The sequence below is a fragment of the Aeromicrobium sp. PE09-221 genome (assembly GCF_002174305.1).
In the GTDB taxonomy this organism is placed as follows: domain Bacteria; phylum Actinomycetota; class Actinomycetes; order Propionibacteriales; family Nocardioidaceae; genus Aeromicrobium.
The window spans coordinates 170,744-191,208 of the sequence record NZ_MIJB01000009.1; the positions used below are offsets into that span (position 1 = coordinate 170,744).

Annotated in this window: 24 protein-coding genes; 17 read left to right on the top strand and 7 right to left on the bottom strand. The window is 68.3% G+C overall.

Going from position 1 to position 20,465, the window contains the following annotated elements; translation table 11 throughout:
• Positions 1–26 precede the first annotated feature (26 nt).
• Positions 27–269: a hypothetical protein gene (locus BHE97_RS05375; RefSeq protein WP_087622987.1), complete on the bottom strand. Its 243-nt coding sequence runs from the start codon at positions 267–269 to the stop codon at positions 27–29.
• Positions 270–330: 61 nt separating this feature from the next.
• Between BHE97_RS05375 and BHE97_RS05380 the strand changes: the two genes are divergently transcribed.
• Positions 331–855 carry a ferritin gene (locus BHE97_RS05380; RefSeq protein WP_087622988.1) on the top strand — a complete coding sequence of 175 codons (525 nt, stop codon included), beginning with the start codon at positions 331–333 and terminating at the stop codon, positions 853–855.
• A gap of 142 nt (positions 856–997) precedes the next feature.
• On the opposite strand, the gene nucS is transcribed toward BHE97_RS05380, so the two are convergent.
• Positions 998–1,675, bottom strand: coding sequence for an endonuclease NucS (nucS, locus tag BHE97_RS05385; RefSeq protein ID WP_087622989.1), 678 nt, complete (start codon positions 1,673–1,675; stop codon positions 998–1,000).
• Between the two features lie 95 nt (positions 1,676–1,770).
• Between nucS and BHE97_RS05390 the strand changes: the two genes are divergently transcribed.
• Complete coding sequence (locus tag BHE97_RS05390) at positions 1,771–2,964, top strand: 3-hydroxyacyl-CoA dehydrogenase family protein (protein ID WP_087622990.1); 1,194 nt, start codon at positions 1,771–1,773, stop codon at positions 2,962–2,964.
• A gap of 134 nt (positions 2,965–3,098) precedes the next feature.
• Complete coding sequence (locus tag BHE97_RS20585) at positions 3,099–3,386, top strand: hypothetical protein (RefSeq protein WP_087623101.1); 288 nt, start codon at positions 3,099–3,101, stop codon at positions 3,384–3,386.
• 153 nt (positions 3,387–3,539) lie between these two features.
• Here the strand turns inward: BHE97_RS20585 and ccrA are convergent, their stop codons facing one another.
• Positions 3,540–4,877 carry a crotonyl-CoA carboxylase/reductase gene (gene ccrA / locus BHE97_RS05400; RefSeq protein WP_087622991.1) on the bottom strand — a complete coding sequence of 446 codons (1,338 nt, stop codon included), beginning with the start codon at positions 4,875–4,877 and terminating at the stop codon, positions 3,540–3,542.
• Between the two features lie 91 nt (positions 4,878–4,968).
• Entirely contained in the window at positions 4,969–5,418 is a 450-nt protein-coding gene (gene mce / locus BHE97_RS05405) for a methylmalonyl-CoA epimerase (protein WP_087622992.1), read from the bottom strand.
• 57 nt (positions 5,419–5,475) lie between these two features.
• Here mce and BHE97_RS05410 point away from each other — a divergent pair, with 57 nt between their 5' ends.
• The 8 genes from BHE97_RS05410 (at position 5,476) to BHE97_RS05440 (ending at position 11,629) form a co-directional block, all read left to right on the top strand.
• Positions 5,476–5,901: a pyridoxamine 5'-phosphate oxidase family protein gene (locus BHE97_RS05410; RefSeq protein WP_087623102.1), complete on the top strand. Its 426-nt coding sequence runs from the start codon at positions 5,476–5,478 to the stop codon at positions 5,899–5,901.
• 82 nt (positions 5,902–5,983) lie between these two features.
• On the top strand, positions 5,984–7,174 hold the full coding sequence (locus BHE97_RS05415) for an acetyl-CoA C-acetyltransferase (RefSeq protein ID WP_087622993.1): 1,191 nt from the start codon (positions 5,984–5,986) through the stop codon (positions 7,172–7,174).
• A 6-nt stretch (positions 7,175–7,180) separates the two neighbouring features.
• Entirely contained in the window at positions 7,181–8,206 is a 1,026-nt protein-coding gene (gene meaB / locus BHE97_RS05420; RefSeq protein ID WP_087622994.1) for a methylmalonyl Co-A mutase-associated GTPase MeaB, read from the top strand.
• A complete protein-coding gene (locus BHE97_RS20060) occupies positions 8,200–8,361 on the top strand; it encodes a hypothetical protein (protein WP_170931283.1) in 162 nt (53 codons plus the stop codon). The genes meaB and BHE97_RS20060 overlap by 7 nt, the downstream gene beginning before the upstream one ends.
• Before the next feature lie 7 nt (positions 8,362–8,368).
• On the top strand, positions 8,369–8,908 hold the full coding sequence (locus BHE97_RS05425; protein ID WP_236757536.1) for a PH domain-containing protein: 540 nt from the start codon (positions 8,369–8,371) through the stop codon (positions 8,906–8,908).
• A gap of 58 nt (positions 8,909–8,966) precedes the next feature.
• Entirely contained in the window at positions 8,967–9,887 is a 921-nt protein-coding gene (locus BHE97_RS05430; RefSeq protein WP_087622995.1) for a tetratricopeptide repeat protein, read from the top strand.
• Between the two features lie 54 nt (positions 9,888–9,941).
• Complete coding sequence (locus BHE97_RS05435) at positions 9,942–10,673, top strand: hypothetical protein (protein ID WP_087622996.1); 732 nt, start codon at positions 9,942–9,944, stop codon at positions 10,671–10,673.
• The gene (locus tag BHE97_RS05440; RefSeq protein WP_087622997.1) at positions 10,670–11,629 is read left to right on the top strand and encodes a hypothetical protein; all 960 of its coding nucleotides are present in this window, start codon (positions 10,670–10,672) and stop codon (positions 11,627–11,629) included. Before BHE97_RS05435 ends, BHE97_RS05440 begins: the two co-directional genes overlap by 4 nt.
• 80 nt (positions 11,630–11,709) lie before the next feature.
• On the opposite strand, the gene BHE97_RS20350 is transcribed toward BHE97_RS05440, so the two are convergent.
• Positions 11,710–12,570 (bottom strand): NUDIX hydrolase, encoded by an 861-nt coding sequence (locus tag BHE97_RS20350; RefSeq protein WP_201791319.1) that lies wholly within the window; start codon positions 12,568–12,570, stop codon positions 11,710–11,712.
• A gap of 60 nt (positions 12,571–12,630) precedes the next feature.
• Between BHE97_RS20350 and BHE97_RS05450 the strand changes: the two genes are divergently transcribed.
• Together BHE97_RS05450 and BHE97_RS05455 are read left to right on the top strand one after the other, a co-directional pair.
• Entirely contained in the window at positions 12,631–13,116 is a 486-nt protein-coding gene (locus BHE97_RS05450; RefSeq protein WP_087622998.1) for a GNAT family N-acetyltransferase, read from the top strand.
• Positions 13,113–14,132, top strand: a complete 1,020-nt coding sequence (locus BHE97_RS05455) for a DUF418 domain-containing protein (RefSeq protein ID WP_087622999.1) — start codon at positions 13,113–13,115, stop codon at positions 14,130–14,132. Before BHE97_RS05450 ends, BHE97_RS05455 begins: the two co-directional genes overlap by 4 nt.
• Before the next feature lie 102 nt (positions 14,133–14,234).
• Here the strand turns inward: BHE97_RS05455 and BHE97_RS05460 are convergent, their stop codons facing one another.
• Both BHE97_RS05460 and BHE97_RS05465 read right to left on the bottom strand, forming a co-directional pair.
• Positions 14,235–14,492 (bottom strand): HPr family phosphocarrier protein, encoded by a 258-nt coding sequence (locus BHE97_RS05460; RefSeq protein WP_087623000.1) that lies wholly within the window; start codon positions 14,490–14,492, stop codon positions 14,235–14,237.
• Positions 14,493–14,522: 30 nt separating this feature from the next.
• The gene (locus tag BHE97_RS05465; RefSeq protein ID WP_087623001.1) at positions 14,523–16,535 is read right to left on the bottom strand and encodes a fructose-specific PTS transporter subunit EIIC; all 2,013 of its coding nucleotides are present in this window, start codon (positions 16,533–16,535) and stop codon (positions 14,523–14,525) included.
• Positions 16,536–16,701: 166 nt separating this feature from the next.
• Between BHE97_RS05465 and BHE97_RS05470 the strand changes: the two genes are divergently transcribed.
• The 4 genes from BHE97_RS05470 to BHE97_RS05485 all read left to right on the top strand — a co-directional run bounded on the left by BHE97_RS05470 (position 16,702) and on the right by BHE97_RS05485 (position 20,332).
• Positions 16,702–17,481 (top strand): enoyl-CoA hydratase-related protein, encoded by a 780-nt coding sequence (locus BHE97_RS05470; protein WP_087623002.1) that lies wholly within the window; start codon positions 16,702–16,704, stop codon positions 17,479–17,481.
• 2 nt (positions 17,482–17,483) lie between these two features.
• Entirely contained in the window at positions 17,484–18,413 is a 930-nt protein-coding gene (locus BHE97_RS05475) for a hypothetical protein (protein WP_140399978.1), read from the top strand.
• Between the two features lie 173 nt (positions 18,414–18,586).
• On the top strand, positions 18,587–19,369 hold the full coding sequence (locus tag BHE97_RS05480; protein ID WP_170931284.1) for an electron transfer flavoprotein subunit beta/FixA family protein: 783 nt from the start codon (positions 18,587–18,589) through the stop codon (positions 19,367–19,369).
• Positions 19,370–19,384: 15 nt separating this feature from the next.
• Positions 19,385–20,332, top strand: coding sequence for an electron transfer flavoprotein subunit alpha/FixB family protein (locus BHE97_RS05485; protein WP_087623004.1), 948 nt, complete (start codon positions 19,385–19,387; stop codon positions 20,330–20,332).
• The last annotated feature ends 133 nt before the right edge of the window (positions 20,333–20,465 follow it).

The window sequence follows — 20,465 nt, forward strand, 5'->3', positions numbered from 1 at the left end:
CGTCCGCCGGAAGCGCGGTGCGGGGCTCAGCCGGCGAGGGCGGTCGTCTTCATCGCGGACTTCTTCTCCGCGGCCGCCTTCTTCCTTTTCTTCTTGCCCTTGTTCTTCTTCTTGTCCTTCTTGGGCAAGGGCGACCCGTCCGCCATCACCAGCCGACGCTTCTTGACGGTGTACTCTGCGGGAAGCGTGCCCTCCTTGAGCATGCGCAGCGGGCACCGCTTGCACCGCGGCGTGCTCTCGCAGCACTTGCGTTTCGGAGGCTTGGGCACGAGGTGAACGGTACCAGCGGCAGGTGAGCCTGACCTCACCTCACGAGAGGAGTAACGCCCCATGGCAGCACCCGCCTTCGTCGAGAAGCTCCAGGAGCAGATCGGACACGAGTTCGCGGCGCATCAGCAGTATGTGGCGATCGCGACGTACTACGACGCCCTGACGATGCCGCAGATGGCGGCGCTCTTCTATGCGCAGGCGCTCGAGGAGCGCGATCACGCGATGATGATGGTGCAGTACCTGCTCGATGCGGACGAGCAGGTCGTCATCCCGGCGCTCGACGCACCCCGGATGGACTTCGACGATGTCGTGTCCCCGGTGGAGCTCGCGCTGGCCCAGGAGAAGCGCGTCACGGCCCAGATCAACGAGCTCACCCGGGTGGCGCGGGAGGCATCGGACTTCGCCTCGGACCAGTTCATGCAGTGGTTCATCAAGGAGCAGGTCGAGGAGGTCGCCACGATGAGCGATCTATTGGCCGTCGTGACCCGCTCGAAGGACGACCTTGAGCGCATCGAGGACTGGGTCGCCCGCGAGGACTCCGGACCGGAATCCGATCCGATGGCGCCGCCCGTCGCCGGCGCCTGACCCTCTCCCGGCCCGGGGCGGTGACCTACGCACCTCTCGTTCCCTCGGGCGGTGGGTGGCGCACCCCTCGAGGCCGGTGAGAGGTGCGTAGGTCACCGCTCTGCGAAGTGAGAGGTGCGGGGGTCACCGCCCGAGGGGAGGGTCAGAACAGGCGCAAGCTCGGGTCGTCGATGCCGCGCAACTCGTCGTAGTCCACCACGACACAGCGGATGCCGCGGTCCTCGGCGAGCACCCGTGCCTGGGGCTTGATCTCCTGGGCCGCGAAGACGCCACGCACCGGACGCAACTGCGGATCGCGGTTCATGAGCTCCAGATATCGGGTCAGCTGCTCTACACCGTCGATCTCGCCGCGCCGCTTGATCTCGACAGCGACCGCGGCGCCGGCGGCGTCGCGGCACAACAGGTCGACCGGGCCGATGGCGGTCATGTACTCGCGACGCACCAACGACATGCCCTCGCCGAGGGTCGTCGTGTGCTCAGCCAGCAGTTCCTGCAGGTGCTTCTCCACGCCGTCCTTGCGGAGCCCCGGGTCGATGCCGAGATCATGCGAGGTGTCGTGGAAGATCTCCTCGATCCGGATCCTCAAGGTGTCATCGGACTTGGCCGCCGAGACCGTCCACTCGGTGACGCCGTCCTCGGCGACCTCTTCGCGCAGCGTGCAGGGAGGGCTCATCCAGTTCAGCGGCTTATAGGAACCGCCGTCAGAGTGGACGAGGACCGAGCCATCGGCCTTGACCATGATGACGCGGGTGGCCATGGGCAGATGCGCGGTCAGTCGGCCGGCGTAGTCGACCTGGCAGCGGGCGATGACGACCCTCAACGTGGAGTCTCCCTCTCAGTCGGGTGTGGTGTGGGCTACTGTTTGCTACCAGTCGGTAACCGACTCGTGCACAAACCGCCTAAGGAGACTAAAGCATGCAGGACATCGTGGACCGCATCGTGGCCGACGATCAGGGCGGGCGCATTGCCCGGACGCTGCTCTATCCCTATCTGAATCATGCCGCCACGATGTTCGGTAGCGGCTACGCCACGGCCGCCGATATCGACGCCGGGATGATCTTCGGCTGCGGTTACCCCGTCGGGCCGCTCACCCTGATCGACGCCCTCGGTGCCGAGACCCTCGTGGCGGGGCTGAGGGAGCAGCACGGTCGCACGGGCGACCCTCTGCACGAGCCGGCCGATGTGTTGACCCGGCACGCCGCGGGCGACGGCTCGTTCTCGGCGGACCCGGATGCCGATCCTTCCGCAGCACCGTCCTTCGCGCGGCCGATCTCGACCGTCGGCGTCGTCGGCACCGGCACCATGGCCTCCGGCATCGTCGAGGTGTTCGCCAAGTCTGGTTACGACGTCGTCTACGTGGGCCGCGGACAGGACAAGGTGGACAGTGTCCTGGCACGGATCACCAAGAACCTCGACAAGGCGATCAGCCGTGGCAAGATCGATGAGGACGGCAAATCCGATGTGCTGGGCCGGCTGACCGGCTCGACCGAGCGTGAGGCGCTGGGTGCTGCCGACATCGTGGTCGAGGCCATCGCCGAGGACCTGGACATCAAGCTCGAGCTCTTCCGCGATCTCGATCGCATCTGCAAGCCAGGAGCGATCCTCGCTACGACGACGTCATCGCTCCCGATCGCCCAGTGCGCCTCTGCCACCTCGCGGCCCGCGGACGTCATCGGCATGCACTTCTTCAATCCCGCCCCGGTGATGAAGCTCGTGGAGGTCGTCACGACCGATGAGACCGCCGCCGATGTCGACGAGACGGTGCGGGCCCTGTGCCTCGCCGTGGGCAAGCATCCCGTCTCCTGCGGTGACCGCGCCGGTTTCATCGTCAACGCCCTGCTCTTCCCCTACCTCAATGACGCCATCCGCCTGCACGAGGCCGAGGGTCTCTCGCTCGCGGAGATCGATGACGCGATGAAGGCCACCGGGCTGCCGATGGGACCGTTCGAGCTGCTCGATGTCGTCGGCAACGACGTGTCGCTGGCCATCCAGCAGACCCTCGTCGGCGCCTTCGGCCACGAGGGCTGGCAGCCTGCTCCGATGCTGGAGAAGGTCGTGGCGGACGGCAAGCTCGGGCGCAAGACCAAGGCGGGCTTCCACACCTACTGAGAGCTAACCCCTCGCGGTGGTGGTAGGCGATCAACCCTATGTACGACACGGCGGTAGCCGGTCAACCTCGTCGGGCGGGTGAGAGGTTGATCGGCTACCGCCCTTCGTTCCTCATGGACTCGTACGATGGGGTCATGTCCCGACGCAAAGCCGCTGCCGCCCGCGCGCAGCGTCACGTCGGTCCTCCGGGAGCTCGCCCAGGCGTCGAGCGCTTGGAGAGTAAACGTGACGGCGACTGGTGGGTGCGCTCGCTCACCGGATCGTCCTCGACTAAGACCTACACGTGCCCAGGCTGTCTCCAATCGATCCGTCCGGCCACGCCGCATGTCGTCGTCTGGCCGGAGGTCAAGCCGTTGCTCGCCGCCGATGCCCTGGACGAGCGCCGGCACTGGCACACCCACTGCTGGCGGCGTCAGGTCTGATCCGGTGGTCTCGCCGCAGGCGGGACCACCGAGCGGCGCAATTCTGCGGTCTCTGAGTCGTTGAGCGAATTCGGCTCGGACGAGGGGAGTGCGGTTCTGAGAGGCCACGAGGCCCGGCCCCTGGCGGGACCGGGCCTCGTGGCGGGGTGTCGATCAGATGCCGCGGAAACGGTTGATCGCATCGAGGTGCTTGGCGCGCTTCTCGGTGTTGCGGATGCCGAGACCCTCCTCCGGGGCGAGCGTCAGCACGCCGACCTTGCCCTGGTGCTTGTTGTGATGCACGTCGAGGGCCGCCTGGCCGGTCTCCTCGATGGGGTAGACCTTGGACACCGTCGGGTGGATGAGGCCCTTGTCGATCAGTCGGTTGGCCTCGAAGGCCTCACGGTAGTTGGCGAAATGCGAGCTCTTGATCTGCTTGAGGTTCATCCACAGGAAGCGGTTGTCGTACTCGTGCATGTAGCCCGAGGTCGACGCGCACGTGATGATCGTGCCGCCCTTACGTGCCACGTAGACCGAGGCGCCGAAGGTCTCACGCCCGGGGTGCTCGAAGACGATATCGGGATCCTCGCCGCCGGTGAGCTCGCGGATCTTCTTGCCGAAGCGCCGCCACTCGCTCGGGTCCTGCGTGCTCTCGTCCTTCCAGAACTTGTAGCCCTCGGCCGAGCGGTCGATGACCAGCTCCGCGCCGAGCGACCGCACGATCTCGGCCTTCTCCTGGCTGGAGACCACGCACACCGGGATCGCGCCGCCATTGAGCGCCATCTGCGTCGCATAGGAGCCGAGACCGCCCGAAGCGCCCCAGATCAGCACGACATCGCCCTGTTTCATATTGGCGCCGTTGTGGCTGACCAGCTGGCGGTAGGCGGTGGAGTTCACCAGGCCCGGGCTCGCGGCCTCTTCCCAGGAGAGGTGATCGGGCTTGGGCATGAGCTGGTTCGACTTGACGATCGCCAGCTCGGCCAGGCCGCCGAAATTGGTCTCGAAGCCCCAGATGCGCTGTTCGGGGTCCATCATCGTGTCATCGTGGCCATCAGGACTCTCCAGCTCGACCGACAGGCAGTGGGCGACGACCTCCGCACCTGGCTTCCATGCGTTGACACCCGGACCTGTGCGGAGCACCACGCCGGCCAGATCGGAGCCGACGATGTGGTACGGCAGGTCGTGGCGCTTGGTGTACTCCGAGAGCTTGCCGTAACGCTCGAGGAAGCGGAACGTCGAGACCGGCTCGAAGATCGAGGTCCAGACCGTGTTGTAGTTGATCGCGCTGGCCATCACGGCGACCAGGGCCTCACCGGGCGCGAGCTCGGGCAGCGCGACATCGTCGAGGTGAAGGCTCTTGCGCGGGTCCTTCTCCTTCGTCGCGATGCCCTCGAACATGTTCTCCTCGTCCTTGTGCACGGTGATCGCGCGGTAGGACTCGGGAAGCTCGATCGTCGCGAACTCGTCGCTGGTCGTGTCGCCCGCCATGATGGCGTCGAGAATGTTCTGCACGGGGTGTCCTCCGGAGGTCGGGGTGTTGCCAGGATGTTACCGACGAGCAACTTCTCAGGCTATGTTCTCGTCGTGTGACGCAGGTCTCGCCTCAGTGGCCGCCGGTAGCGGGTTCGACGAGCTCGACCAGTACACCACCGGCGTCCTTCGGGTGCACGAAGTTGACGCGGCTGTCGGAGGTGCCGCGCTTGGGGGTGTCGTACAACAGGCGGACGCCGCGTTCGCGGAGCGTCGCCGAGACGGCATCGATATCGCTCACGCGGTAAGCGAGTTGCTGGATGCCGGGGCCGTTGCGATCGAGGAACTTCGCGATCGTCGAGGAGTCGCTGAGCGGCGCGAGCAGCTGGATGCACGAGCCGGAATCGCCGACGGCGAGCATCGCCTCACGGACGCCCTGCTCCTCGTTCACCTCCTCGTGGATGGACTCCAGGCCGAAGACGCGCGCATAGAACTCGATGGCCTCGTCGAGATCGGCGACGGCGATGCCGACGTGATCGATGGCGGTGAGCAGGTGACCGGGAACAAGGGATTCGCTGGACATGGACGCAGCGTAATGCAGACCACATCGCTGACCCCTCGGGTGGAGGACAATGGAGCCATGAACGAAGCGCCCATCACCGATCTGACTCCGGAGGAGGCCTGGGAGTTCCTGGCCTCGTGTTCGCTCGGCCGGCTGGCTGTGACGTCACTCGGCCGACCGGACATCTTCTGTGTCAACTTCATCGTGACCGATCGGACGATCCTGTTCCGCACGGCCGAGGGCACCAAGCTGATGGCCCTCCTGCTCGACGGCCACGTTGCCTTCGAGGCCGACGAGGTGGAGGAGGATGGTGCCGTGAGCGTGGTCGTGCAGGGACGGGCCAGGAGGGTCGAGTCCGAGAACGAGAAGGAGCGTCTCGGCGTCGACCGCCTCCACCCCCAGGTGCCGACCTTCAAGTACAACGTCGTGGCCATCGACGCTGATGCCATCACCGGCCGGCGTATCCGTTTCGGCGAGGAGCCGGTCCACATCCCGATCATGTGACCCTGTGAACCCCGCCACACGCGGCCATCATAAGTTGACTCTGCAGTAATGTGATCGCAACGTCACGCGAAGGAGCTGTGCCATGACCCAGTCCGTCATCGTCGCCGGGGCTCGGACCCCGATCGGACGACTTCTCGGCGGCCTCAAGACGCTGTCCGGATCCGATCTCGGCGGCATCGCCATCAAGGGTGCCCTGGAGAAGGCCGGTATCGCCGGTGATCAGGTCGACTACGTGATCATGGGCCAGGTGCTCGGCGCCGGAGCCGGGCAGGTCCCCGCTCGCCAGGCCGCGTTCAAGGGCGGCATCCCGCTCGACGTCCCGGCCATCACCATCAACAAGGTCTGCCTCTCGGGACTCAACGCCATCGCCCTGGCCGATCAGCTGGTGCGCGCGGGTGAGTACGACATCGTCGTCGCCGGCGGCCAGGAGTCGATGACTCAGGCGCCGCATCTGCTCAAGGGCTCGCGGGAGGGCTATAAGTACGGTGCGGCGACGATGCTCGATCATATGGAGTACGACGGCCTCTGGGATGCGTTGACCGACCAGGCTATGGGCTCCCTCACCGAGCAGCGCAACGGCGAGGTCGACCGTCTCACCCGCGAGGAGCAGGACGCCTTCGGCGCACGCTCGCATCAGTTGGCGGCCACCGCGCAGAAGAACAGCGCCTTCGACGACGAGATCGTCCCGGTCGAGATCCCACAGCGCAAGGGCGACCCGATCGTCGTCTCGGCCGACGAGGGCGTGCGCGGTGACACGACCGTCGAGTCCCTCGGCAAGCTGCGACCGGCCTTCTCCAAGGAGGGCACGATCACCGCGGGCACCGCGAGCCAGATCTCCGACGGGGCGTGTGCCGTGGTGGTCATGAGCAAGGCCAAGGCCGAGGAGCTGGGGGTCGAGTGGATCGCCGAGATCGGCGCCCACGGCAATGTGGCCGGCCCGGACTCGACCCTGCAGGAGCAGCCCGCCAATGCCATCGAGAAGGCGCTCTCGAAGGAGGGACTGACGGCTGCCGATCTCGACCTCGTCGAGATCAACGAGGCCTTCGCGGCCGTCGGCGTGGCCTCCACCAAGAAGCTCGGCATCAGCGAGGACATCGTCAACGTCAACGGCGGTGCCATCGCCCTCGGTCACCCGATCGGCATGAGCGGCGCGCGCGTGGTCCTGCACCTCGTCCATGAGCTCAAGCGCCGTGGCGGTGGCGTGGGTGCCGCCGCGCTGTGCGGTGGCGGCGGCCAGGGCGATGCGCTCATCGTCCGCGTCCCGCAGGGCTGAGCGGCCCTGCCTCCACGTCATGACGTCGCCGACCTGGTCTCCCGCGCTCGCGCCGGTGAGGCCAGGTCGGTCGCACGTCTGATCTCCCTCGTCGAGGCGGAGTCGCCGGCGCTGCGCGAGGTGAGCGCGGCACTCGCCGGGCACACCGGGCGAGCGCAGGTGATCGGGTTGACGGGCGCCCCGGGCGTCGGCAAGTCGACTACCACCTCGGCGCTGGTGACCGCGATGCGTCGCCAGGGCCGGACCGTGGGGGTCCTGGCGGTCGACCCGAGCTCCCCGTTCACGGGGGGAGCCCTGCTGGGCGACCGGATCCGGATGGAGGAACACGCCACGGACCGGGGTGTCTACGTCCGCTCGATGGCGAGCCGCGGACACCTCGGCGGGCTCTCGTGGGCGGCGCCGCACGCGATCCGCGTGCTGGACGCCGCGGGCTGCGATGTCGTGCTCGTCGAGACCGTAGGCGTCGGACAGTCGGAGGTCGAGATCGCCGGGCTCGCCGACACCGCCGTCGTGCTGCTCGCCCCCGGCATGGGCGATGGCATCCAGGCCGCCAAGGCGGGCATCCTGGAGATCGGCGATGTCTTCTGCGTCAACAAGGCGGACCGCGACGGCGCGACGACCACGCGTCGCGAGCTGCGCACGATGCTCTCGATGACCCAGCGCACGGACGATGCCTGGACGCCACCGATCGTGCTGACGGTGGCGACGACGGGCGAGGGGATCGACGATCTGGTGACGGCCCTCGACGAGCACCACGCGCAGCAGCGCGCCTCCGGTCGTCTGGAGCATCGTCGACGGGCCCGCCTGCGCCGAGAGGTGGAGCAGATCGCCCTCGCCGAGGTCAGCCGCCGCTTCGAGCTCGGTCGGCACGACCGCCTCGATGCGTTGGCCGAGGACGTGCTCACCGGCCGGACCGACCCGTTCACCGCCGCCGACGAGCTGTTGGCGGCCACACCCGACGGGCAGGGCGGCACCCTCGGGCGCGCCTTCACCGATCGCGATGCCGACTCCGGTACAACGGAACCGTGCTGAAGAAGCTCGTCGTCCTCGCCATCGCTGGGTTCGTGCTGTATTACCTGCTCACGGCCCCTGAAGGTGCTGCCCGTGCTGTCGGCGATGCCTGGGACGCGACCCTGGGTGCCTTCGCCCAGGTCGGCATCTTCATCGACTCGCTCTTCGGGTCGTGACGGTACGGTGTTCGCCTGGCTGCTGCGGATGCTCGAGCAGGAGGTCGAGCACCATCTCCTCGAGGATGAGGGCGAGCACATCATCGATCTCGTGCGCAAGCACCGGGTGGTGTACGTCCTGCCCTCGATCGGTGGGCTCTTCGCGATCTTCCTGATCTACGTCGCCGTCGCGGTCGTCCCGGTCGGGGCCGGGTGGTTCTTCCTCCTTCTCGCGCTCGGCGCCGCCGGGTGGGCGGGATATGTCGCCGCTCGCGAGTATCGCGACATCTTCGTCGTCACCAATATGCGGGTCTTCCGCGCCTCGGGCGTCTTCACCGTCAAGATCGCCACGATGCCCATCACGCGCATCCTCGACATCACGGTCGAGAAGCCGGTGATCGGGCGCATGCTCGGTTACGGCCACTTCGTCTTCGAGTCCGCGGCCCGCTCGCAAGGGTTGCGCAAGATCCGCTACATCTCCGATCCCGACGGCCGGGACCTGACGATCCAGCGGGTCGTGCAGCGTTCGGGGTTGCGGGGTCCTCGCAATCCCACCGCCTTCCACTAGCCGAGAGGTGCGCAGGTCACCGCAGGCGGCCCGGTGAGGTGGTTCCTACAATGGATCCATGACGTTCTCGCGCCCCGGTGCCTTCGATCTCTCCGCTCTGTCGAACTCGGCTCCGTCGAGCCCCCCTGGCGGGGGAGCGGGGTCAGGATCCGGTGGTGTCTATGTCATCGATGCCACCGAGCAGAACTTCCAGGCGGTCGTCGAGTCCTCGATGCAGCATCTCGTCGTGCTGAGCCTATGGTCGCCGCGGTCTCCGCAGAGCCAGGAGTTCAATGAGGTCCTCGCGTCCGCGACGACGCGCCATCAGGGGGCGATCCAGGTCGCGCGCGTCGATATCGACGCCAGCCCGGGCGTCGCTCAGGCCCTCGGCGCGCAGGGCGTGCCCTTCGTGGTGGGCCTCGTGAAGGGTCAGCCCGTCCCGCTCTTCCAGGGCACGGTCGAGGCCGCCGAGGTGGATCGCTATTTCGACGAGCTGGTCCGACTCGCGGCACAGCACGGGCTCACGGGTCGCGCCCAGCCGAGCGGTGGTGAGCCGAGTGCAGAGACCGAGGAGGACGAGCCTGCGGATGATCCGCGTTTCGCTGCCGCGGATGAGGCCTTCGCCGCCGGTGACTTCGACCGTGCCATCGCCGAGTACGAGAAGCTCGCGGCGCAGTTCCCCGGCGAGAGCGAGATCGGCGAGCGCCTCGCCGGCATCAAGCTGATGTCGCGTACCCAGGGGGTGGATCTGCAGGCCGCGCGCCAGGCCGCGGCGGACCGTCCCGAGGACATCGAGGCTCAGCTGCTGGTGGCGGATCTGGATGTCTCCGGCGGGCACGTCGATGATGCCTTCGAGCGTCTCATCGATCTGGTCCGCCGCACCAGCGGCGACGATCGCGAGAGGATCCGTCAGCGACTTCTCGAGCTGTTCACGGTCGTCGGCGTCACCGACCCCCGAGTGGCGACGGCCCGCCGCTCCCTCGCCACCGCCCTCTTCTGACCTGAACCGAGCACATCTCGGTTCAGGGGGTCACTGTCGGTTACGGTTCATGCCGTGCGGATCATCGGGTGGCGGCTGCTTCAGGGTGCGGGTGTGCTGGCGCTGCTCGCCGGCATCGCCGGTATCGCCGTGTTCGGTCCCGACAGCCGCTTCGTCTCCGGCCCCCATCCGATCGAGACCGAGGGATCGGCGATCGTCACCCGTCCGGGTGTGATCGCGTGGAAGGACGTCCAGATCGAGGTCCTCGCCGAAGTGCCCGGTGACAAGCCCGTCTTCGTCGGGCTCGGCAACAGTGTCGATGTCATGAGCTATGTCGAGGGGACCGAACGGCTGGAGGTCATCTCCTTCGAGCCACCCTGGAGCGTGGAGACCTCCGCCGCGCAGGGTGGGCCCGCGCTGCCGGCCTCTCCCACGGCGATGGACTGGTGGATCGCCGGCGAGGGGGGCCTGGGAGGTGCGCTGCTCCAGGCCAGACTTCCCGATGAGTCCGTCTCGGTGGCGGTACTCTCGGTGGGTGACGCGAATCTCCGCGGTCTGACGTTGTCGACGGCCTACGGCATCGAGGGGATCTTCGCCCGCTCGATCGGCCTGATCCTCCTCGGCGGCGCGGTGGTGATGCTGGTCCACCTGCTCCTGCGCCGGGAGCCGGGCGAGGACGAGCAGGTCGTCTACGTCGTGGTCGAGGAGGATGGATCCGAGCGAGAGATCTCGGCCGAGGAGCTCGAGGCGCTCGGCGAGGTGGAGATCATCGAAGAGACCGAGGTACCGCCGGGGGAGCGACGATGAGGGCCGCGACCCTCGCGGTGGCGACGCTGATGGTGCTCGCCGGCTGCGCTCTGCCCGGCGAGCGGGATCCCGACGCCCCGGTCGTCAAGCATGTGCTGCCGGACGAGGAGGTCGATGATGTCGTCCGCGAGTACCGGACCGTGCGCGGTGCCGCCGTCGATGCGCTGGACCCTCAGCCGCTGTCGACGGTCGAGACGGGATCGGCGCTCGCCATCGACACGGGGATGTTCACGATCGCCGAGGAGCTCGAGCGCGAGGAGTTCGCTTTCGACGGGGCTTTCACGGTCGAGGAATCCTATCTGCCGCGCTTCTCGCGCTATCCGCTGTGGTTCGCCACGGTCGTGTCCGACGACGCCACCGGGCGCCGCCAGGTGCAGGTCTTCGAGCGCGGCACCGCCAGTGAGCCCTGGCTCGTGACGCTGACCGCCGAGATCACCGAGAAGACACGCCTTCCCGGTGTCGGACGGTCCGGTGATGCCGCCCGTCGCGTCGCTCCCGACGACGGCACCGCGATGGCCGGTGCGCCGGAGGACATCCTCGCCTCGCTCGCGGCGAGCCTCGAGGACGACGAGGCGGAGGCGACCTGGCGTGACGATCCCTTCGTCGAGCAGATGGCCGGCGCCCTCCGTGCCAACCAGCAGCTCGACGGCGTGAGCTTCGAGCAGTCGTGGTCGACCGAGCCGGAGGTCTATGCCCTACGCACGGAGGACGGTGGGGCGCTGGTCTTCGGGACCCTGCTGCGGCAAAACACCTTCACCGTGGACGGCGGGCTGCGCGTCACCTGGCCCGAAAACTCGCCGCAGCGCGCCTTCTGGCCCGATGGCGTCGTCGGCACGGGATCGCTGAGGTACGCCCACCAACTCGTCGTCTACGTACCACCCGACGGCTCAGACGAGCCGCCCCGCACGCTCGGAGCCTCCGGGGGCGTCATCGATTCCTCGGCCGACCCGAACTGACCCCACCGCTCGATGGTCGAGGAGGTCCGAGGAACGAGGGCAGTATCGAGACCACGTCGGGTTGGTGTTCACGGCCGGGGCTATTCGGGCTGGAGGGGAGCCTCGCGGTAGGCGGGCAGGTCGCCCGCCTCGAGGGCTTCCAGGAGCTCGACGGTGGCGCCGGTCGCGTGGGTCCGCGCCTCCTCGAGATCGCACCAGTGGACCCCGGCGATCTCGGTGCGCTGCAGCTCCATCTGCTCGACGGTCGCGGCGTCGATGCGACCCAGGTCGAAGACGAAGAGGCAGGCATCGTCCCATTCGCGCCAGGGCGGCAACCAGTTCATCGTCACGAGTGCGCCGAGTTCGACCGTGATGCCGAGTTCCTCGTGCAGTTCGCGAACGAGTCCGGTACCGGGGGACTCGCCGACCTCGACGACGCCTCCGGGCAGGTCCCACTCCCGCTTGTAGGTCAGCTCGCACAGCAGCACGCGGTCGCGCTCGTCGCGGAGCAGGCCCTGGGCGATCACCCGCTTACGCGGCAGACCGGCATTGAGGATCGAGACGAAGCCCTCGCGGCTGAGGGCCGGCGGATCATCGATCAGCCGGCCGACCAGCACGCGATCGGGCGCCCCGCTGCGACGGGTGACCCCCTCGCGGCGAAGGCCGGCGAGCGAGGCGCTGCGAAGATCGGTGGTGTCGTCGATATCGATCTGCGCCCAGACCCGTTCCCAGCCGAGCTCGGCGAAGGCGTGCTGGATTCCGAGTCGCAGCGCACGACTGGCAGCGAACGACCCGCGGTCTCCCAGATTCCAGCGAATGGATCCCTCATGCCGTCCGTCCGGGCGCAGGGCCACGGTGCCCACGCGCTCGTCGTCGATGAGGACCGCGAAGCCGTGGAACTCCGCGGACCCCGAGGTCGGTTCCAGCGACAGGTCCCCGTCTCGCAGCGCCTCATCAGTCACATCGTCGAGGCTACCGCGTCGGCGCCCGTCGCCCAGCGCTCCGTGTGATGGAATCGGGGCATGGCCGATCCTCAGATCCGCGTCGCGCGCTCCGATGACGTTCCCGCCCTCGTGCGTCTCGTCCACGAGCTGGCCGCCTATGAGAAGGCCCCCGAGCAGTGCAGCCTGACGGTGGAGCAACTGCACGAGCGGCTGTTCGGCGCGTCGCCGGCGGTCTTCGCGCATGTGGCGGAGGCCGAGGGGGAGATTGTCGGAACCGCGATCTGGTTCCTGAACTTCTCCACCTGGGACGGTGCGCACGGCATCTACCTCGAGGACCTCTATGTCACGCCCGCGCATCGGGGTGCGGGACTCGGCGGGGCGCTGCTGGCGACGCTCGCGCAGATCTGCGTGGAACGCGGCTACTCTCGGCTCGTCTGGCAGGTGCTCGACTGGAATGCCCCGTCGATCGCCTTCTACGAGGCGCTCGGCGCCGTGCATCAGCGCGAGTGGTTCACCTACCGCCTCTCGGGTGGCCCGCTCCGACGTCTCGGCACGAGCTCGTGAACTCGCGATGGCCGTTCCCCGACCTGGCACGTGGCGTGGCCATCGTGGCGATGCTGGTCGCGCATGCCCAGGTGCTGGTGCCGGACCGGGCCGCTGGGGTCGACGAACTGCTGGGCCGCGTCAACGACGTCGCCTCGCCGCTCTTCGCCCTCGTCATGGGGATCTCCGCCGGTGTGATGATCGAGCGGTCCGCCTCCCGACCGCGGTCGGTGCTCGTGCACAACCTAGTGCGCGGTGTCGTGCTGATCGGGCTCGGGATCTGGCTGGAGACGTGGGGCAGTTGGGTGGCGATCGTGCTGGCCATGCTCGGCTGCCTGCTGATCCTCGGTACACCCCTGCTGTTGCTCGGACGCCGTGGTGTCGCGCTCATCGCGCTGGTCTTCTTCGTCCTCTCGCCGATGTTCAACACGGCGGTGCGGCGCGCTGTCGACTGGCCGGGCGGCTACTACGCGGACATCGCCAATGATCCGTCCGTGGGAGATCTGCTGGTCCGCTGGTTCGTCGCCGATCCGCACTATCGCGTGACCTCGCTGCTGCCGTTCTTCCTGGTCGGGTCGCTACTGATCGCCTACGCACGACGTCCCGACCCCTGGTGGTCGGCGGCGGGCGTCGTCGGAGGTGCCGGTACGCAGCTCGTCGTGACGGCGCTGCGGACTCGGCCCGGTGCGGACACGGGCTCCGGGTCCTCCCTCGACCTGCTGCACGATGCCTCACTCGTCGCGGTGGTGCTCGGTCTGTGCGGTCTGGCGGTGCGGATGCGATGGGCGCGGCTGCTTCGCCCGATCGAGGAGATCGGCACCGTCGCACTGTCGCTCTATGTCCTGCAGATCGCTGTGATCGCCTGGCTGAACCGGGACGCCGCGATCCCGGCGGCGAACGACTGGGGCGGTTTCGCGCTCATCGTCCTCGGCGTCGGCGCCGCTGGATGGGCCTGGGCCCATTGGGTCGGCCGGGGGCCGATCGAGTGGTTCACCGGCCTCCTCACTCGCCGCTACCGCCTGTCCCGCCCCCTCTGACGACGCGTGCCGGGTCAGTGGCCCTTCGCAGCGGGGTACGGAGGACCGCAACCCGGCACACGTCGCGCCCGGAGGCGGAGTAGAGGCGGGGCGGAGGCGCTGTCAGGCGTCGAGGTCGGCCTCGACCAGGCCGGCGATTTTCTCGACCACGGCGGCGTCGTCGCTCTCGACGGTGACCTCGTCACCCTTCTTCGCGCCCAGCGTCATGATGAGCAGGGCCGAGCCGGCATCGACGGGGTCTCCGCCGCCGGTCGCGAGGGTCACGGGGACACCCGCCTCGCTGGCTGCCTGCGCGATCGTCGCGGCGGGACGTGCGTGCAGGCCGACGGATGATCCGACGGTCACGGTCTTGCTGGGCATGTTCGGTCCTCTCAGGAGGTTGATGGGCGCTCAGGCCCCGGTGGACGCGGTCTCGGCGGGTTTGCGACCGATCTGCTTGGCCAGGGTCACCGCGAGGGCACTCACGAGAGTACCGATGATGATCGACACGAAGAACCAGACCACGTTCCCGACGGCGAAGAAGACGAAGATGCCGCCGTGCGGTGCCGCGAGCGTGACACCGGTCCCCATGGCGATCGCCCCTGCGACACCCGAGCCGAGCATCATCGATGGGATCACCCGCAGGGGATCCGCGGCGGCGAAGGGGATGGCACCCTCGGAGATGAAAGCGGCACCGAGCAGCCACGCGGCCTTGCCGTTCTCCCGCTCCTCCCGCGTGTAGATGCGGGGGCGCAGCAGCGTCGAGAGGGCGAGCGCGAGGGGTGGCGTCATGCCGCCGATCATGACGGCCGCCATGATCATCATCTGCGGGGAATCCGGATCACCGAGATTGGCCTCGGCGAGACCCGCGGTCGCAAAGAGATAAGCCGACTTGTTGATGGGGCCGCCGAGATCGGTGGCCATCATGAGTCCGAGGACGGCGCCGAGGACGAGGGTCGACCCGTCGGACATACCGGTCAGCCAGTCCTCGAGGCCGTTCATGATCCAGGCGATCGGCTTGCCGAGCACCACGACCATGATGAGCCCGGCCACGAGCGTGGTGACGAGCGGGATGATGACCACCGGCATCAGGCCGGCGAGCCATCGCGGAGGATGCAGACGGCTGAAGGACATCGCGATGGCACCTGCGAGCAGACCGCCGACGATGCCGCCGAGGAAGCCGGTGTCGGACTGGGTGGCCAGGTAGCCCATGACGAATCCGGGAGCGATACCCGGCCGGTCGGCCATCGCATAGGCGATATAGCCCGCCAGCGCCGGGACGAGGAACATCATCGCGTATCCGCCGACGACGGAGAACACGGCGCCCAGGTAGGTGAGCCAGCCGACCGAGACTGCGGCATTCTCCGCGGCGGGCGGGGGATTGAAGAGCGTGTACTCGCCGAGGATGCCCTCACCGTCGATGTCGTAGCCGCCCAACAGGAATCCCAGCGCGATCAGGAGGCCGCCGGCGGCGACAAAGGGGATCATGTAGCTGACGCCGGTCAACAGCCACTGGCGTAGTCGCAGCCCGAAGGAGCCGCCATCGGCGGTGGAGCCCGAGGATGAGGAGGAACCACCCGCCGCGACACGACGCGCGTTCGGGTCGGTGGAGGCCGCGAGGGCATCGCGGATCATGCCGGGTCCGTCGTCGATGCCCCGCTTCACGCCGCTCTCGATCACGGGCTTGCCGGCGAACCGGCCCTTGTCCTTGACGCCGACATCCGTCGCGAAGATCACGGCACCGGCACGCTCGATGACGGCCGGGTCGAGGCGCTTGCCGCCGGAGGAGCCCTGGGGCTCGACGTGCAGCTCGACTCCGGCCTCGGCTGCGGCACGCTCGAGGGACTCGGCAGCCATATAGGTGTGGGCGATGCCGGTGGGGCACGCCGTCACCGCGACCAGCGAGACATCGCTCGCCTGGGGCTGCTGCTCGGTTTCCGTCGTCTCCTCCGGCTTGGTGACTGCCGCCGGGGCGGCCGGAGCCACAGCCTCGTCGACGAGGGCGACGATCTCTTCGGGGGTGGTCGCCGCCCGCAGCGCCGCGGTGAAGTCGGGGCGCACGAGCGCCCGGGCGAGGGCCGACAGCAGGGCGAGATGGTCGGCATCACCTTCGGCGGGGGCCGCGATGAGGAAGGCCAGATCCGCCGGCCCGTCGGGTGCGCCGAAGTCGGCTGGGGGTGAGAGCCGGACGAAGGCGAGCGAGGCCTTGGACACCGCGGCGGAACGGCAGTGCGGGATCGCGATCCCTCCGGGCAGGCCGGTCGCGGACTGACCCTCGCGGGTGAGGGCGTCGCGCGCGAGCCCCTCGGCCTCGGCGCGTCCGGCGTCCGCCACCCGCTGCGCGAGAGCGGGGATGACGGCACGGGCGTCCGCGCCGAGATCGACGTCGAGCCCGACCAGTTCGGGGACGATGAGATCGGTCATGGTCTTCTTCTCTCTGCCGCACGTGTGGATATGCGTGCATTTATGTGACTTTATGTGATTTTGCGACGTGGGTCACGTGCCTGTCAACCCTGGGTGCCTCGATCATGCGACGATGCCTTCGGTACTGCACGAGATGGCGCGGTGGCGTCGTGAGGGAGGTAGTGACGTGGCACAGTTCGCACGGCTCGATGTGGCAGAGGGTATCGGTACCCTGCGCCTGGACCGGCCCAAGATGAATGCCCTGGACGCCCAGATGCAACGCGAGATCCTCGCGGCCGCGCGCGAGGCCGATGAGCGCGATGACGTCGCGGCCGTGGTCCTCTACGGCGGGGAACGTGTCTTCGCCGCCGGCGCGGACATCAAGGAGATGGCCTCGATGGATTACGCCGCCATGCTGTCCCACGGCCAGCTCCTGCAGGAGTTCACCCGGGCCGTCGCCGCGATCGGCAAGCCGACTGTCGCCGCGATCACCGGCTTCGCCCTCGGTGGCGGATGCGAGGTCGCCCTCGCCGCCGATGTCAGGTTCTGTGCCGAGAATGCCAAGCTCGGCCAGCCCGAGATCCTGTTGGGCATCATCCCCGGAGCCGGTGGCACGCAGCGGCTCGCGCGGCTCGTCGGACCGGCCACCGCCAAAGAACTGATCTATTCCGGCCGTTTCGTCGACGCCGATGAGGCACTGCGGATCGGTCTGGTCGACGCCGTCCACCCGGCCGATGCTGTCTACGACGCCGCCCTCGCCTGGGCTCGCCAGTTCGTGGGTGGTCCCGCGCTGGCACTCCGGGTCGCCAAGGACGTCATCGACCGTGGCCTCGAGGTGGACCTGCAGACGGGGCTGGAGATCGAGCGCGCCGGATTCACCGGGCTGTTCGCGACGGACGACCAGAAGACCGGCATGGCCTCGTTCATCGACAAGGGGCCCGGTCAGGCGTCCTTCTCCGGGCGGTGACGATGGCCGGCGACGACAAGGAGCGTGCGCGTCAGCTGCGTGCCGAGGCGCGGCGCCGCCGCCGGGACGAGGCGTTGCGCCGGTACCGGGAGCGCACCGTGTCGAGCGATCCCTCGCCCGAGGCCGCGGCACGGCGTCGTCCTGCTGCTGTCGAGGCGGATGGGGCCGCGGAGCACTCCGTCAGCCCGGACGGGGCCGACGGCTCGTCGGCTTCGACCGGGCTGCGTCGCCGCGAACAGGAGGAGCCCGCGCGGGCCGAGTCGCAGCGCAAGGCCGTGGAGCGTGAATCGGCCGAGTGTCAGGGGCGTGAGACCGCAGAGCGTGAGGCGGCCGAGCGGGAGGCACGTGCGGCCACGAAGCGTGAGGAGCGGGCACGTCGCCCGCCGCTGACCGCCGCGGAGATCGCCGGCTCGGGCGCCGCGGCCGATACCGAGGGGTCCTCGACTGATCACGCGGAACCCGAGCCGGAGCCCGCGATGGATGAGGCGCTGACGGAGGAGGAGCCCCCGACGGATGACGTGGGGGAGCCGACGGCCAGCATGACCGAAGGACTGCCCTCGGCTCCGCGCGATATCGTGGCGCGTGACGTCGCCGCGGATGGGACCGTCGATGTGCCTGCCCCGACCAGTCCCCGGCGCTCCATGGGGGTTCGCGGATTCCGTGCGCTCGGAACCCTCGCCGTCGCGCTCGGAAGCATCGCATCGCTCCTGCTGGCCCTCGGGGCGCTGACGCTTGCCCTCGGCGAGCGCCCGGCCGCCCTCTTCGACGCCCTCGAGCCCATCTGCCGGACACTGGCCTTCGGCACCGGCGACGACGCCGCGGCCGTCGATCTCCTGGTCACCTGGATCATCGCGGGCCTGGCGTACCTCGTGATCGGCTTCGCCGTGCAGTCCTTCTCCCGGCGCGTCACCCGACGCCGATCGAGAGGGTGACCCATGCCACTGCCGAGCGGCTCGCCGTGGAGTTAACTTGCGGGTAACATCGCGGAAGCAAGGGTCGCCTCACCGTGTGAATATTTCACAAGGCTAAGGTGATACCCGAATCAGTCGTCAGACTGCCGTGGGCCCGCCCCGGGTCCGCGCCCCGATTTCACAGGAGGGTCCTTGTGACCAAGATCGTTGTCGCTGTGAAGTACGTGCCGGACGCGACCGCCGACCGCACGTTCGACGAAGCCGATAACACCGTTGATCGTGAGAACGTCGACGGTCTGCTGTCCGAGCTCGACGAGTACGCCGTGGAACAGGCCTTGCAGATCGTCGAGGCCGGCGACGGCGAGGTGACGGTGCTGACCGTCGGCCCCGCCGATGCCTCCGATGCGGTGCGCAAGGCGCTGCAGATGGGCGCCGACGCCGGTGTCCACGTCGAGGACGACGCGATCGCCGGCTCCGATGCCTTCGCGACCTCGCTGGTGCTCGCCAAGGCGATTGAGAAGCTCGAGTACGACATGGTGTTCTTCGGCATGGCCTCGACCGATGGCGGTCTCGGCGTGGTGCCCACGCTGGTCGCCGAGCGACTCGGACTCCCGGCAGTCACCTATGCCTCCGAGGTCACGGTCGATGGCGACACCGTCACCATCCGTCGTGACGGCGATGCCGCCACACAGGAGATCCAAGCCTCGGGCAAGCTCGTCGTCAGCGTCACAGACCAGACCGGTGAGGCCCGCTACCCGTCCTTCAAGGGCATCATGGCGGCCAAGAAGAAGCCCGTCGAGGAGTGGACCCTGGCCGATATCGGCGTCGACGCCGGCGAGGTCGGGCTGGACAACGCCTGGACCAAGGTCGAGTCGTTCACGCCGCGTCCGCCGCGCACGGCCGGCGAGATCGTCACCGACGAGGGAGACGGCGGCACCAAGCTCGTCGAGTTCCTCGCCTCCAAGAAGTTCGTGTGAGTAGGAGCCTGAATCATGAGTGAAGTTCTCGTTCTGATCGATGCCCCCGAGGGCAAGGTCGCGAAGCCCTCGCTGGAGCTCCTGACCATCGCACGCCGGATTGGCGAGCCCTCGGCCGTCGTCTTCGGCTCCGCCGACAACGGCGTGCTCGCCGAGTACGGCGCGGAGAAGATCTACACACTTGACGATGCCGCCTACGACGAGTTCCTCGTCGTGCCCAAGGCCGACGCCCTGACGCAGCTGGCCAAGGACACGTCGCCGGCCGCGATCCTCGTGACCTCCTCGACGGAGGGCAAGGAGATCGCCGCCCGCGTGGCGTTGCGCACCGAGTCGGGTCTGATCATCGACGCGGTCGACGTGAGCGTCGACGGTGGCCAGGTGACCACCACTCAGGCGGCCTTCGCCGGCAACTTCACGGTGGCCGCTCAGGTCACCAAGGGTGTCCCGGTCATCGCCGTCAAGCCAAACTCGACGGCGCCGGAGCAGGCCAGCGGGGCCGGAACGGTCGAGGCCGTCGCGGTCGAGATCGCCGAGTCCTCCAAGACGGCCAAGATCACCTCCAGCAAGCCCAAGGAGTCCACCGGACGCCCTGAGCTCACCGAGGCGGCCATCGTGGTCTCGGGCGGACGTGGCACCGGCGGCGACTTCTCGCAGGTCGAGGCCTTGGCCGATGCCCTGGGCGCGGCCGTGGGAGCCTCGCGCGCGGCGGTCGACTCCGGCTGGTACCCGCACTCCTTCCAGGTGGGACAGACCGGCAAGACCGTCTCGCCGCAGCTGTACGTGGCGAACGGCATCTCCGGCGCCATCCAGCACCGGGCCGGCATGCAGACGTCCAAGACGATCGTCGCGGTCAACAAGGACGACGAGGCGCCGATCTTCGAGCTCGTCGATTTCGGTGTCGTGGGCGACCTCAAGGAGGTCCTCCCGCAGGCCACCGAGGAGATCACCAAGCGCAAGGGCTGATCGGCTCAGCTCCTCCCGAAGACCCCCGGCCTTACCACCGGGGGTCTTCGTCGCGCTACCACCTGTGCGGATGGTTCGTGATGGTTCATCGGTTCGGTGACACTTTGGTTAAGGTGGCATTCGGTCTCTGTTC